Origin of the sequence: Staphylococcus sp. EG-SA-10, from assembly GCF_017151945.1 — a bacterium.
GTDB lineage: Bacteria > Bacillota > Bacilli > Staphylococcales > Staphylococcaceae > Staphylococcus > Staphylococcus aureus.
Map to the genome: position 1 here is coordinate 1 of NZ_JACVZJ010000011.1, position 15338 is coordinate 15338.

General features: G+C 32.6%; 12 protein-coding genes and 1 pseudogene. 7 read left to right on the top strand and 6 right to left on the bottom strand.

The window, feature by feature from the left end; genetic code table 11:
• Window positions 1-125: 125 nt before the first annotated feature.
• Together IDG45_RS09035 and IDG45_RS09040 are read right to left on the bottom strand one after the other, a co-directional pair.
• Window positions 126-1382 (bottom strand): annotated as a pseudogene (locus IDG45_RS09035) (Nramp family divalent metal transporter); the annotation flags it as partial.
• 182 nt (window positions 1383-1564) lie between these two features.
• Window positions 1565-2179 (bottom strand): YktB family protein, encoded by a 615-nt coding sequence (locus IDG45_RS09040; RefSeq protein ID WP_000170613.1) that lies wholly within the window; start codon window positions 2177-2179, stop codon window positions 1565-1567.
• Window positions 2180-2335: 156 nt separating this feature from the next.
• Between IDG45_RS09040 and IDG45_RS09045 the strand changes: the two genes are divergently transcribed.
• Entirely contained in the window at window positions 2336-3163 is an 828-nt protein-coding gene (locus IDG45_RS09045) for an inositol monophosphatase family protein (RefSeq protein WP_001240317.1), read from the top strand.
• 153 nt (window positions 3164-3316) lie between these two features.
• On the opposite strand, the gene IDG45_RS09050 is transcribed toward IDG45_RS09045, so the two are convergent.
• Entirely contained in the window at window positions 3317-3508 is a 192-nt protein-coding gene (locus tag IDG45_RS09050; RefSeq protein WP_000810619.1) for a DUF5325 family protein, read from the bottom strand.
• A 101-nt stretch (window positions 3509-3609) separates the two neighbouring features.
• On the opposite strand from IDG45_RS09050, the gene typA reads away from it, so the two are divergent.
• Window positions 3610-5457: a translational GTPase TypA gene (gene typA / locus IDG45_RS09055; protein ID WP_000182650.1), complete on the top strand. Its 1848-nt coding sequence runs from the start codon at window positions 3610-3612 to the stop codon at window positions 5455-5457.
• A 139-nt stretch (window positions 5458-5596) separates the two neighbouring features.
• Here the strand turns inward: typA and IDG45_RS09060 are convergent, their stop codons facing one another.
• Together IDG45_RS09060 and IDG45_RS09065 are read right to left on the bottom strand one after the other, a co-directional pair.
• Window positions 5597-5764, bottom strand: coding sequence for a YlaI family protein (locus IDG45_RS09060; protein WP_001250275.1), 168 nt, complete (start codon window positions 5762-5764; stop codon window positions 5597-5599).
• A 1-nt stretch (window position 5765) separates the two neighbouring features.
• Window positions 5766-6248, bottom strand: coding sequence for a hypothetical protein (locus IDG45_RS09065; RefSeq protein ID WP_000614715.1), 483 nt, complete (start codon window positions 6246-6248; stop codon window positions 5766-5768).
• A gap of 140 nt (window positions 6249-6388) precedes the next feature.
• Here IDG45_RS09065 and IDG45_RS09070 point away from each other — a divergent pair, with 140 nt between their 5' ends.
• The 3 genes from IDG45_RS09070 (at window position 6389) to IDG45_RS09080 (ending at window position 12210) form a co-directional block, all read left to right on the top strand.
• On the top strand, window positions 6389-6664 hold the full coding sequence (locus tag IDG45_RS09070; RefSeq protein WP_001118970.1) for an Fpa/YlaN family protein: 276 nt from the start codon (window positions 6389-6391) through the stop codon (window positions 6662-6664).
• Between the two features lie 313 nt (window positions 6665-6977).
• Complete coding sequence (gene ftsW / locus IDG45_RS09075) at window positions 6978-8204, top strand: cell division peptidoglycan polymerase FtsW (protein ID WP_000787940.1); 1227 nt, start codon at window positions 6978-6980, stop codon at window positions 8202-8204.
• A gap of 553 nt (window positions 8205-8757) precedes the next feature.
• Window positions 8758-12210: a pyruvate carboxylase gene (locus IDG45_RS09080; RefSeq protein WP_000809511.1), complete on the top strand. Its 3453-nt coding sequence runs from the start codon at window positions 8758-8760 to the stop codon at window positions 12208-12210.
• A 140-nt stretch (window positions 12211-12350) separates the two neighbouring features.
• Here IDG45_RS09080 and IDG45_RS09085 read toward each other — a convergent pair whose 3' ends face one another.
• Complete coding sequence (locus IDG45_RS09085) at window positions 12351-13262, bottom strand: COX15/CtaA family protein (protein ID WP_000467123.1); 912 nt, start codon at window positions 13260-13262, stop codon at window positions 12351-12353.
• 439 nt (window positions 13263-13701) lie between these two features.
• Between IDG45_RS09085 and cyoE the strand changes: the two genes are divergently transcribed.
• Both cyoE and IDG45_RS09095 read left to right on the top strand, forming a co-directional pair.
• Window positions 13702-14613, top strand: a complete 912-nt coding sequence (gene cyoE, locus IDG45_RS09090) for a heme o synthase (protein WP_000031401.1) — start codon at window positions 13702-13704, stop codon at window positions 14611-14613.
• A gap of 24 nt (window positions 14614-14637) precedes the next feature.
• Window positions 14638-15099, top strand: coding sequence for a DUF420 domain-containing protein (locus tag IDG45_RS09095; RefSeq protein WP_000538766.1), 462 nt, complete (start codon window positions 14638-14640; stop codon window positions 15097-15099).
• The last annotated feature ends 239 nt before the right edge of the window (window positions 15100-15338 follow it).

Below are 15338 nucleotides of genomic sequence, written 5' to 3' on the forward strand. Positions count from 1 at the left end.
CTTTTTCATATTCTTGAAACATATATAGCAGTACATCTATGTCTACTTTAGGTTTTATTGACATAAATAAAGCTCCCTTCAAAGTTTTCATTTTTTCAATGTCTACTTTGAAGGGAGCATTTCATTTTATTATAGAAAGGTCCCATCAAGTCTTTATTACTAGTTGCTAATTGTAATGGTATTAAACAGAACGGAAGAGCAATACTTAAGAATACTTGAGAGAATACAAGTAGCTGCTCAATTTTAGCTGCATTACCTCTAAAAATGATTAAACATACGATAACAGGAATGACAGCAAGGGAACGTGTAATTAAACGTCTTAACCAATTTGGTATGTGTAATCTTAAAAATCCTTCCATTACGATTTGTCCTGCTAAAGTACCAGTAATCGTTGAATTTTGACCTGACGCTAATAATGCAACTGCAAATAATGTACTCATGATTGCACCCATTGTTGCACCCAGTACAGGTTCAGTTTTTAAGGCATGATATAAATCATAGAAACCACCTAAATCGTCAGCGTTTGAGTTGAAAAATAGTGATGCTCCTAACACTAATAATAAGCAATTGACTACAAATGCGATTGATAACTGAATGTTCGAATCTATCGTAGCAAATTTAATCGCTTGCGCCTTTTCTTCATTGTTATGTCTTGAGTATGTTCTAGATTGTACAATTGATGAATGTAAGTACAAATTATGAGGCATAATTGTAGCTCCAATAATACCTAATGCAATATAGAGAATGCCGTTATTTGTAATGATTTCACTATGTGGTATAAATCCATTTAACACAGCGTTCAACTGTGGTGATGAAATATAGACTTCAAATATAAAGATGAATAACACTGTGAAAATTAATGTACCAACAATAGCTTCAATTTTTCTAAAACCATATTTCATTATAAATAGCAGTAAAAATACATCAAGTACAGTTATTAGTGCACCGACGATTAAAGGTATGTTAAATAGGAGATTGAGAGCAATAGCACTACCAATAACCTCAGCAATATCTGTGGCGATAATTGCTAGTTCTGCAATAATCCAAAAGATTATAGCAATAGGTCTTGATAAATAATGTCGTGTCATTTGAGCTAAGTCCATACCTGTTGCTATTCCTAATCTCACTGTCATGCTTTGAAGTAACATTGCTGATAAACTTGAAATAAGAATTACGAATAGCAAAGTATAGCCATATTGCGCGCCACCTTGCATTGATGTTATCCAGTTTCCGGGATCCATGTAACCAACAGCGACTAATAACCCAGGCCCAAGAAATGATAAAAATTTCTGTTTATTTGAACTGCGATGATCGAATTTAATTGTATTGTTTATTTCGTCTAAACTTAATTGTTCATTTGTTGAATGTCGTTTATTATTCATTTTGACTCACCTCTACTTCTTATGGACAATATAATAACCTAATAAAATGTTTAGGTCAACCTAAATTTATTTTAATTTTTTAAAAGTATGAATTATTATGTTGAACGTTCGATTTAATGGTAAGCAAAAAGAGCACGAAATCATGGATGTGATTACGTGCTCTATTATTTAAACAAAGTTATTTATGCAGAATAAAATGGTAAGAACTGATCGAAGGTTTCTTCTAAAAATGCAATAAATGCTTTGTCACTTTTTAATCTTTTATCTTGTGGTGTGATTGCACGCGCTATAAAGAATTCACCTTTTTTTACATTGATGGCTCTTTGTATCGCTTCTTTTAAATCATCATCCGTTAAATCTTTAATAAATGGTTTATCAGGTTTCATATGATCTAAGCAAACACGATAATCATCAGGTAATTGTTGAATAGCTTTAAATTTTCTTTCAAAAACTTTTGCACGTGTTGCTTTATCTTTTGCTTCATGCATGATTCCAAACATAACAAACAGTTGATCTTCAAACATACCAATTTGGAAATGAGGTAACATTTTATAGCCTCTTTTGTTTGTTGCAAAAGCAACCCATGTATCTTTAGGAGGATTCACACTTCTTCTAGCATGCTTTGCTACGTGAGGATAAAATGTTTCACCAGTTTGACTTGTAAAGAAGTCACTAAAATATTCTCCTAATTCATGGAGTTGTGGTCGTATGTATTCGTTTAAAGCTTCCATTCGTGTGTCTAAGCCTTCTACGTTGAACGCTTTGAAATCTTTAGGTTTAAATGTATATTTTGTCATAGAGTACCTCCTGTATAGTGTTTAAAAATATTGTAGCATATGTTTTATCAATAGTAGCTTAAGATGCTCTCATTAAAATTAGTATTTTCATTTTTATCTTAAGAAGTTATTTTTATAAAATGTTGATGTATAATAAAGATGTTAGGAGATGATGTTATGGCACTTTATGGATTTGCCCAAGGACTTATTCAAGAAGCAGGAATTAGAATTAAACAATTGATGGAGCAAAATTTAACAATTGAAACAAAGTCAAATCCGAATGACCTTGTTACAAATGTAGATAAAGCAACAGAAGATTTTATTTTTGATACAATTTTAGAAACATATCCAAATCATCAAGTATTAGGTGAAGAAGGGCATGGTCATGACATCGATACTTCCAAAGGTACGGTATGGGTTGTTGACCCAATAGACGGTACATTGAATTTTGTTCATCAACAAGAAAATTTCGCGATTTCAATTGGTATTTATATCGATGGTAAACCTTATGCAGGTTTTGTATATGATGTTATGGCTGATGTCTTATATCATGCTAAAGTAGGGGAAGGTGCATATCGAGGTAGCCAACCCTTGAAACCATTGAATGATTCTAATCTAAGACAAAGCATTATTGGGATCAATCCGAACTGGTTAACTAAACCAATTTTAGGAGAAATCTTTAAAGAAATTGTTAATGATTCTAGAAGTGCAAGAGCATATGGTAGTGCAGCGCTTGAAATCGTTTCAGTTGCTACAGGTAATTTAGAAGCATATATGACGCCAAGACTTCAACCATGGGATTTTGCTGGCGGATTGGTTATTTTATATGAAGTAAATGGACAAGCTTCAAATTTACTAGGAGAACCATTAACAATTAGTGGTCCAAATTCAATCTTAGTTGGAAATCGTGGTCTCCATCAAGAAATTAGCAATGATTATTTAGAGCCACATCGCGATGCGTTAATACAATTACATGAACAACGATTTAAAAGAAAATCAAAATAATTACCAAAAGCGTAATATGTAGTCCTAACAATTAGGTAACATATTACGCTTTTATATCTTAAATAATAAAAACACGCGCCAATATAAAACCATTTAAATGTTCATCATGAACATGTGTGGTCTTTAATCAACGCGTGTTATTGTCGATATAACTTATAGCCAATCGTTTTCTCGATATTTTTTCTTTGTAGTAAATCCAATTCCAAAGGTTGCAACGAGTAATATAAATGTTAAAATCATCATTGGTACATTTGATGCACCAACAGCAAAACTAAATAATACTAAGAAAATAACAGCTAATATAGAAAATACCCAAAAGATATTTTTAGATTTTTTTTGTTTCATCCTATCCCCACCTTTTGCTTATCTTTTCTCAATTATATGATATAATAAAAAAGTTGTAATTAAAAGTGGGATTTTACTTAAGAAAGAAGGAAACTATTTATATGACTAATAAAAGAGAAGATGTCCGCAATATAGCAATTATTGCTCACGTTGACCATGGTAAAACAACTTTAGTAGATGAGTTGTTAAAACAATCTGGTATATTCAGAGAAAATGAACATGTCGATGAACGTGCAATGGACTCTAACGATATTGAAAGAGAGCGTGGAATTACGATTCTAGCCAAAAATACGGCTGTTGATTATAAAGGTACACGTATCAATATTTTGGATACACCAGGACATGCAGACTTTGGTGGAGAAGTAGAACGTATTATGAAAATGGTTGATGGGGTTGTCTTAGTAGTAGATGCGTATGAAGGTACAATGCCTCAAACACGTTTTGTACTTAAAAAAGCGCTAGAACAAAACCTAAAACCTGTTGTTGTTGTTAATAAAATTGATAAACCATCAGCACGTCCAGAGGGTGTTGTAGATGAAGTTTTAGATTTGTTTATTGAATTAGAAGCAAACGATGAACAATTAGAATTCCCTGTTGTTTATGCTTCAGCAGTAAATGGTACAGCTAGCTTAGATCCTGATAAACAAGATGATAATTTACAATCATTATATGAAACAATTATTGATTATGTACCAGCTCCAATTGATAACAGTGATGAGCCATTACAATTCCAAGTAGCATTGTTGGACTACAATGATTATGTTGGACGTATTGGTATTGGTCGTGTATTCAGAGGTAAAATGCGTGTCGGAGATAATGTATCACTAATTAAATTAGACGGTACAGTGAAAAACTTCCGTGTAACTAAAATCTTTGGTTACTTTGGATTAAAACGTTTAGAAATTGAAGAAGCACAAGCTGGAGATTTAATTGCTGTTTCAGGTATGGAAGACATTAACGTTGGTGAAACTGTAACACCACATGACCATCAAGAAGCATTGCCAGTTCTACGTATTGATGAGCCTACTCTTGAAATGACATTTAAAGTTAACAATTCACCATTTGCTGGCCGTGAAGGTGACTTTGTAACAGCGCGTCAAATTCAAGAACGTTTAAATCAACAATTAGAAACAGATGTATCTTTGAAAGTTTCTAACACAGATTCTCCAGATACATGGGTAGTTGCTGGTCGAGGTGAATTACATTTATCAATCCTTATTGAAAATATGCGTCGTGAAGGTTATGAATTACAAGTTTCAAAACCACAAGTAATTATTAAAGAAATTGATGGTGTAATGTGTGAACCATTTGAACGTGTGCAATGTGAAGTGCCACAAGAAAATGCAGGTGCGGTTATTGAATCATTAGGTGCACGTAAAGGTGAAATGGTTGATATGACTACAACTGATAATGGACTTACACGTTTAATCTTTAATGTACCGGCTCGTGGTATGATTGGTTATACGACTGAATTTATGTCAATGACAAGAGGTTACGGTATTATTAACCATACATTTGAAGAATTTAGACCACGTATTAAAGCACAAATTGGCGGCCGTCGTAATGGTGCATTAATTTCAATGGATCAAGGTTCTGCAAGTACTTATGCCATTTTAGGACTTGAAGATAGAGGTGTAAACTTCATGGAACCTGGTACTGAAGTTTATGAAGGTATGATTGTTGGTGAACATAATCGTGAAAATGATTTAACTGTTAACATCACTAAAACAAAACATCAAACTAACGTACGTTCTGCAACGAAAGACCAAACACAAACAATGAATAGACCGCGTATTCTAACATTGGAAGAAGCATTACAATTCATTAATGATGATGAACTTGTTGAGGTTACACCAGAAAGCATACGTTTAAGAAAGAAAATTTTAAACAAAAATGTTCGTGAAAAAGAAGCAAAGCGTATCAAACAAATGATGCAAGAAAACGAATAATTTAACATAATAAAAGAGAAGCTGAGCGATGAAAGTTGCTTAGCTTCTCTTTTAGCATATAATATTTGAAAAAGTGTTTAAATGCTATCAGTTCCTGTTACTTTCACATTTTCAAATTTTTAACTTGTTTATTCAGATATTAATCGAGCGGATAGTGTTGCGCACGTTGTTTAGGGGTGTCTAATCGACTTTTACAATCATCGCACATAAATGTTCGAATAGGATTGTTTTTAAGTCGTTTAGACTCAGTTGTGCGCTCATCTATAAATACTTTTGCATCACAGATAATGCATTGCACTTGTCTCAAATTAAATCACCTCAATATGAGTTACATGGTTGATTCGATATGAATAACCATCTTCTTGATTGTAAATAAAACTATCTACACCATTATCGCTGTAAAGTCGTTTACCGTCTTTTGCAAATTGGAAAAATAAATAGGGTAATAGATCTATCGGTATATCTAAATAATCATGCTCATTTGATAATCTAATAGTAGTTGCAGAGTCATGTGGTTCGGAATGTTTGAAAAATGGTGTCATATTAATGACAAATGAACCTTCTAACATGGCACGTTTTTTGTATTTTATTTCTGAATTTAAAGTAGGCGGATTAGTTTGTCCTTCTAGGATAGCACGATTCCATTCATGATTATCTTCAAAGTCGATTGGTTTTGAACCATCAAATACACCTTTTTCTAAATCTTCGATGCTAACTTTTCTATCATCGAAAATCCAAGTCGTACTATCTAATGTTATAGGAAACTTTACGGCTCCTTTAATTTGTATCATTTTCCCACTCCCTATCAATGTATATAGCATTATTTTAACACAAATTGCTAACGACACATTTTAAATCTACTTGCTTTTTAATATTTAGTAAGATAAACTTTTAGTAAGACTTGAGAATTTATATAGAGGGGGAGCGTGTCATGGCGAAACAAACAACAATGAAAAATGCAGCTTTGAAACAATTGACTAAAGATGCTGATGAAATCTTGCATCTGATTAAAGTTCAACTAGATAATTTAACATTACCTTCATGCCCATTATATGAAGAGGTACTAGATACACAAATGTTTGGACTTCAAAAAGAAGTTGATTTTGCTGTTAAATTAGGTTTAGTTGACCGCGAAGATGGCAAACAAATTATGTTACGTCTTGAGAAAGAACTTTCAAAATTACATGAAGCTTTTACACTTGTTTAAGGTTTAATATATAAGCATATTAAAACGGCGTGAGATATCGACAATTGAGCTGCGCCGATTTTATATTTATAGTTTAATTACTGATTAAAGTGGCTGTTATGTTGTCTTCTTGATGACATGTCAGTCACTTTTATTGGGTTTTAGCAATTCACGATATTAAGTAAACAAATATTCTATAAATTACCTCAAGATACCTGTTAATATTTGTGATTATGACGATGTCATGTATATAATAAGTAACATGGATTTTTAAAATTAAAGTATAAAACGAAATCATTTGAAGTATAAATTGTAGAATTGGATGACTGAATATATGAAGAATTTTAGAAGTATTTTACGGTATATTGGTAAAACCTCAAAGTTTATTGATTATCCGTTATTAGTTACATATATTGTATTGAGTTTAATTGGATTAGTGATGGTATATAGTGCCAGTATGGTTCCAGCAACTAAAGGCACATTGACTGGTGGTATCGATGTTCCAGGAACGTATTTTTACAACCGACAATTAGCATATGTCATAATGAGTTTTATAATTGTATTTTTTATTGCATTTTTAATGAATGTTAAATTACTGAGTAATATTAAAGTGCAAAAAGGTATGATTATAACTATCGTCTCGCTATTATTACTGACGTTAGTAATCGGTAAAGATATTAATGGTTCTAAAAGTTGGATAAACTTAGGATTTATGAACTTACAGGCATCTGAGTTATTAAAAATTGCAATCATATTATATATCCCATTTATGATCAGTAAAAAAATGCCTAGAGTATTAAGTAAACCAAAATTAATTTTAAGTCCTATTGTATTAGCATTAGGTTGTACGTTTTTAGTTTTCTTACAAAAAGACGTAGGGCAAACATTACTAATATTAATTATTTTAGTTGCGATTATTTTTTATTCAGGAATTGGGGTAAACAAAGTCCTAAGATTTGGTATACCAGCAGTGCTAGGATTCTTAGTAGTATTTGTCATTGCATTAATGGCTGGTTGGTTACCAAGTTATTTAACTGCCAGATTTAGTACGCTAACAGATCCATTCCAATTCGAATCAGGAACTGGGTACCATATTTCCAATTCATTGCTTGCGATAGGTAACGGTGGCGTATTTGGAAAAGGATTAGGAAATAGTGCAATGAAATTGGGCTATTTACCAGAACCACATACAGATTTTATTTTTGCAATTATTTGCGAAGAATTAGGTTTAATCGGAGGATTGCTAGTTATTACTTTAGAGTTCTTTATTGTATATCGTGCCTTCCAGTTTGCAAATAAAACATCATCATATTTTTATAAACTTGTGTGTGTTGGGATTGCCACATACTTTGGAAGCCAAACGTTTGTAAACATTGGCGGTATTTCGGCAACAATTCCATTAACTGGTGTGCCATTGCCATTTATCAGCTTTGGTGGATCATCAATGATTAGTTTAAGTATTGCTATGGGATTACTTCTGATTGTAGGTAAACAAATCAAAGTAGACCAGCAACGAAAGAAACAACAACAAAAAGTTGATATAAGAAGACAATTTAATTAAAAAAATACTAGCCAATATTTAGTATGAGATGACTTCTGTCATTAAGCGATGCTAAACATTGGCTATTTATATACTCTTTGTCAAATTGGATTGATGAGTTCAATAACGGAAGTTAGGCAACCAAACAACGCTTAACTTCCTTTTTGTTTTGATATTACGAGATTACTCATGATTATCAAATTTTATAAACAAAACAACGTATAATTATAACTAAATTTTATGACTAAAAATCACTAAATGTGGTGGCGAAATTAGAATCATGATGATAAGATAAAGTTATCGCTATTGATAATAAATGTTGATGTTTTACGATTTTATTTTTAATTTTTTAGAGTTGTAGAAATCGAAAATGTTTCACAACAAAAACGTGAACTACCTGTTGTTGCATAGTCATTTTTGAAATTATTATTTTTGAAGCGGAGGTTTTAATTGTCTCAAGAATGTTAAATTTTGAAAATTTGAAACATAACTATAGCAAAACAGAGCGCTTTAAGATAAAATTTTATTATCTAATTAGTTAGAAAATTCTAATAGTTTGAGGAGTGTATCGCTATTGAAACAAATAAAAAAGTTACTTGTTGCTAACCGTGGAGAAATTGCAATTCGTATATTCAGAGCGGCAGCAGAATTAGACATCAGCACAGTTGCAATTTATTCGAATGAAGACAAAAGTTCATTACATAGATATAAAGCAGATGAATCCTATTTAGTTGGAAGTGATTTAGGTCCTGCTGAAAGTTATTTAAATATTGAGCGTATCATTGATGTAGCAAAACAAGCGAATGTGGATGCGATTCATCCTGGCTATGGTTTTTTAAGTGAAAATGAACAATTTGCGCGTCGTTGTGCAGAAGAAGGGATTAAATTTATTGGTCCTCATTTAGAACATTTAGATATGTTTGGAGATAAAGTTAAAGCTCGTACAACGGCTATCAAGGCAGATTTACCAGTTATTCCTGGTACAGACGGTCCAATTAAATCATATGAATTAGCAAAAGAATTTGCAGAAGAAGCTGGTTTCCCGCTAATGATTAAAGCCACAAGTGGTGGCGGCGGTAAAGGTATGAGAATCGTTCGTGAAGAAAGTGAATTAGAAGATGCTTTCCATAGAGCAAAATCAGAAGCAGAAAAATCATTTGGTAATAGTGAAGTTTACATAGAAAGATACATTGATAATCCAAAGCATATTGAAGTACAAGTCATAGGTGACGAACATGGAAATATCGTACACTTATTTGAACGTGATTGTTCAGTACAACGTCGTCATCAAAAAGTTGTAGAAGTTGCACCATCAGTTGGATTATCACCAACATTACGTCAACGTATTTGTGATGCTGCAATTCAATTGATGGAAAATATTAAATATGTCAATGCAGGTACTGTTGAGTTTCTAGTATCTGGTGACGAATTCTTCTTTATAGAAGTTAACCCTCGTGTACAAGTAGAGCATACAATTACAGAGATGGTAACAGGAATTGATATTGTTAAGACACAAATTTTAGTTGCAGCAGGTGCTGATTTATTTGGTGAAGAGATTAATATGCCGCAACAAAAAGATATTACAACATTGGGCTATGCCATCCAATGTCGTATTACAACAGAAGATCCGTTAAATGATTTCATGCCGGATACTGGAACAATCATTGCTTATCGTTCAAGCGGTGGCTTTGGTGTACGTCTTGATGCTGGAGATGGTTTCCAAGGTGCTGAGATATCACCTTACTATGATTCATTACTCGTAAAATTATCTACACACGCGATATCATTTAAACAAGCAGAAGAAAAAATGGTACGTTCATTACGAGAAATGCGTATTCGTGGGGTTAAAACTAATATTCCATTCTTAATTAATGTAATGAAAAATAAAAAGTTCACAAGTGGTGATTACACAACTAAATTTATTGAAGAAACACCAGAACTTTTCGACATTCAGCCGTCTCTAGATAGAGGTACTAAAACATTAGAATATATAGGTAATGTAACAATTAATGGTTTCCCAAATGTTGAGAAACGTCCGAAACCAGACTATGAATTAGCATCAATTCCAACTGTATCTTCAAGTAAAATCGCTTCATTTAGTGGTACGAAACAATTGCTTGATGAAGTAGGTCCAAAAGGTGTAGCTGAATGGGTTAAAAAGCAGGATGATGTCTTACTAACAGATACAACTTTTAGAGATGCACACCAATCATTATTAGCTACACGAGTTAGAACTAAGGATATGATTAATATCGCATCCAAAACAGCGGACGTATTTAAAGATGGTTTCTCACTAGAAATGTGGGGCGGTGCTACATTTGATGTGGCATATAATTTCTTGAAGGAAAACCCATGGGAACGACTTGAACGTCTACGTAAAGCTATTCCAAATGTATTATTCCAAATGTTGTTACGTGCTTCAAACGCAGTTGGTTATAAAAACTATCCTGATAATGTTATTCATAAATTCGTACAAGAAAGTGCTAAAGCAGGCATAGATGTCTTTAGAATTTTCGATTCATTAAACTGGGTAGATCAAATGAAAGTTGCCAATGAAGCAGTACAAGAAGCGGGCAAAATCTCAGAAGGTACTATTTGTTATACAGGTGACATTTTAAATCCTGAGCGATCAAACATTTATACTTTAGAGTATTATGTCAAACTAGCTAAAGAGTTAGAACGTGAAGGTTTCCATATTTTAGCGATTAAAGATATGGCAGGCTTATTAAAACCTAAAGCTGCTTACGAATTGATTGGTGAGTTAAAAGCAGCTGTAGATTTACCAATCCATCTTCACACTCATGATACAAGTGGTAATGGTTTATTAACGTACAAACAAGCAATAGATGCTGGTGTCGATATCATTGATACTGCTGTTGCTTCAATGAGTGGTTTAACAAGTCAGCCAAGCGCCAATTCGTTATATTATGCATTAAATGGCTTCCCACGTCACCTTAGAACTGATATTGAAGGTATGGAGTCACTTAGTCATTATTGGTCAACTGTACGTACTTATTATTCAGACTTTGAAAGTGATATCAAATCACCGAATACTGAAATTTATCAACATGAAATGCCTGGTGGACAGTATTCGAATTTAAGTCAACAAGCTAAAAGTTTAGGTTTAGGCGAAAGATTTGATGAAGTCAAAGATATGTATCGCAGAGTGAATTTCTTATTTGGTGATATCGTAAAAGTAACGCCATCGTCTAAAGTAGTTGGTGATATGGCACTTTATATGGTACAAAATGATCTTGATGAACAATCCGTGATTACAGATGGCTATAAATTAGATTTCCCAGAATCAGTAGTGTCGTTCTTCAAAGGTGAAATAGGACAACCTGTAAATGGTTTTAATAAAGATTTACAAGCGGTTATTTTAAAAGGCCAAGAAGCATTAACAGCTCGTCCAGGTGAATATCTAGAGCCGGTTGATTTTGAAAAAGTCCGTGAGTTGCTTGAAGAAGAGCAACAAGGTCCTGTTACGGAGCAAGATATTATTAGTTATGTATTATATCCAAAAGTATATGAACAATATATTCAAACTAGAAATCAATACGGAAACTTATCGTTACTTGATACGCCTACATTCTTCTTTGGAATGCGTAATGGTGAAACAGTAGAAATCGAAATCGATAAAGGTAAACGATTAATTATTAAACTAGAAACGATTAGTGAACCAGATGAAAATGGTAATAGAACGATTTACTATGCGATGAATGGTCAAGCGAGACGTATTTACATTAAAGATGAAAATGTGCATACAAATGCGAACGTTAAGCCAAAAGCAGATAAGAGTAATCCAAGTCATATCGGTGCGCAAATGCCAGGTTCAGTAACTGAAGTCAAGGTTAGTGTAGGTGAAACTGTGAAAGCTAATCAGCCGTTGCTAATTACTGAAGCTATGAAAATGGAAACAACAATTCAAGCACCATTTGACGGTGTGATTAAACAAGTAACTGTAAATAATGGTGACACAATAGCGACAGGCGATTTATTAATCGAAATTGAAAAAGCAACTGACTAAAATGATTAAAATAAAACGAGATTACACAACAATTGACGTGTAATCTCGTTTTTACTTGTCTTAGGTTTAATTTTAAATATTGATATAAAAAAACCGTAATTTTAATGGGCGTGCCATTAAAATTACGGTTTGCTTTTTTGTTATTGCTTGTCACTTCTTACTGATCGTAACATTAGCATGATAAAGTATGTTGTCATACCAAATAAATAAGTGATAAATAATGCATGGAATAGTGCGATTATCAAGTTAACATTTGTCATAATAGACAATGCACCTGTGATAACTTGTAATATAACAAGTATAAATGCAGCTGTATAACCATAATGAACAGTACGGTTATTTGGATAATTTTTAACAGCGTGAATATAAGTAATCATAATAATCGTAAATACTATAAAAGCCATGATACGATGAGTGAGTTGGACCCAATCTTGTTCTGAATGTGGTACAAGATCGTGGAATGGCAATGGCCAACCACCATATGCTAAACTTGCATCCGCATGTCTCACTAGTGCACCAGTGTAAACACCACAATAAATGATGATTGCCATTAACCATGTTAAACGTCTTAATGGCTTTTTGATATATAATTCGTCAGCTTCATATTTTTGATCTATAGAGAAAATAATTAATGTTATTAAAAATACAGATGAGAAACTGATTAATGATATACCAAAGTGCAATGCTAAAACGTAATCGTTTTGTTGCCAAATAACAGCAGCAGCTCCGATTAATGCTTGCAATAATAAGAATCCAACACTAATGATTGATAAAGGTTTAATTTCTTTAATGTAGCCTATATGTTTCCATGCAGTGATAACTAACCATAAGACCATTAATAAAGACAAAGCTGAAACGGCTCTATGACTTAACTCAATAATCGTATCAATAGGAAAGAATTCTGGAATCAACGCACCATGACATAGTGGCCAAGAAGAACCACAACCATCAGCTGATCCGGTTTTGGTAACTAAGGCACCACCAAGTTGTACAAATGTCATCATTAACGTTGCTACGACACCTAACCATTTTAAATTCTTTTTGCCAAACAATTTATACACCCCATCATAAAAAAACGCATCACTGAGAATTAGAATTAATAGCCGGATTTGAGATGATACTATAAATTGACCTGATTGTAGGATATGAAAAGATGGGATCCAACGCAGGAAATATGATTTAATTTTACAAGTATTGTAAGTGGACGACACAAAAGGACCTTAATCGTAATGATTTTTTTATTGGGATAATTATGTAATCCACGTTTACTCAAATTTGAAGCTTAAATATTAATCTCTTTTAGATGCATGATTCTACTTATTAAAATTTTCTAACATATACATTATAGCAATAAATTAAATGTTATTTGTGTCACAAAATTGACATTTTCTCTTGTCGTTAATTTGTCACAATTTAATTTTATTAAACCTAGTCTTTTTATGCAATCTAAGATATCATAATCTTATATGAACAAATTTAAGGAGGGGGATTATGAGCAAAGAGCATACTTTGTCACAAAATATTAGCAGAGTTAACTTCAAAGAATTGCAACAGATAATTAAAATGGGACTTGTTCAAGGTAACTTAATTCCTGCTTTTGCGGGCGCATGGCTAGCAGTTGTAATGACAAATCATTCCTTCTTATCATCAATACCTCAAATTTTATTAATGCTATTTGGATCTACTTTAATTATGGGTGGCGCATGTGCGTTAAATAATTATTACGACCAAGATATTGATCGTATTATGCCTAGTAAACAAAATAGACCAACTGTAAATAATAGAATTACAGATCAAAATTTATTACTATTAAGTTTTGGTATGATGTTAGTTGGAGAAATTTGTTTGTTTTTATTGAATATACCATCAGGCGTACTTGGTCTTATGGGGATTGTAGGTTATGTGTCTTATTACTCAATATGGTCTAAAAGACATACAACATGGAACACAGTGATTGGGAGTTTTCCTGGAGCAGTACCACCACTAATTGGATGGGTTGCAATTGAAGGACAAATTAGTTTAACAGCGATTGCGCTGTTTTTAGTTGTATTTTGTTGGCAACCAATTCATTTTTATGCCTTAGCTATTAAACGTAAAGATGAATATGCACTTGCAAATATTCCAATGTTACCATCAGTTAAGGGCTTTAAACGTACACGTGTCAGTATGTTTATCTGGTTGATTATTTTATTGCCAGTACCTTTATTACTAATAAATTTAGGTGTCGTATTCGTAGTGTTAGCTACATTATTAAATTTAGGATGGATTGCATTAGGTTTAACAACATTTAAGAAAAATTCAGATCAAACAAAATGGGCAACACAAATGTTTATATATTCACTAAATTATTTAGTGATCTTTTTCGTGTTAGCTGTGATTGTTTCATTACTTACTTTGATCTAGATTAATTAAGTTAGGATGAAAAATATGGGCGTTCCAATTTTACCAACGATTAGTACGACATGTATTGTCATTAGTGCAATTTTAATTGCCATTGGTTGGAGACTTATTTGGAAAAGGGAAATAAATAAACACAAAAATGTTATGTTAGCTGCAGCTGTTTTTGCTTTAACTTTTTTCTTAATCTATGCAAGTAGAACGATTTTTATCGGTAATACAGCATTTGGCGGACCAGCATCAATTAAGAAATATTATACGATTTTCTTATTTTTCCACATTAATTTAGCAACAATTGGTGGTATTCTAGGTCTAGTTCAAATTATTACTGCATTTAAAGATAAATATAATGTACACCGCAAATTCGGGCCATTCGCTTCAGTTATATGGTTCTGTACTGCAATTACAGGTGTAGCAGTTTACTTATTATTATATGTATTATATCCAGGTGGAGAAACGACATCACTGATTAAAGCAACATTTGGTCATTAATACGCTTATACAAATGATACTAATCTGATAAGGCAATTTGTTTTATCAGGTTTTTTGATGAAGAATAGTCGGGCAGTTGATGGTATTCATTTGATACCTTAACTGTCCATTTTTTTATACATATTTTAATCCTAATAATGAAATTCAACCTGAAAACATAAAGATAGGTTATGATATAGAGTGTAGGGAAAATCTTTATGATGTTAACATTATGCCTGAAGATGATTTTGTTTCATCGA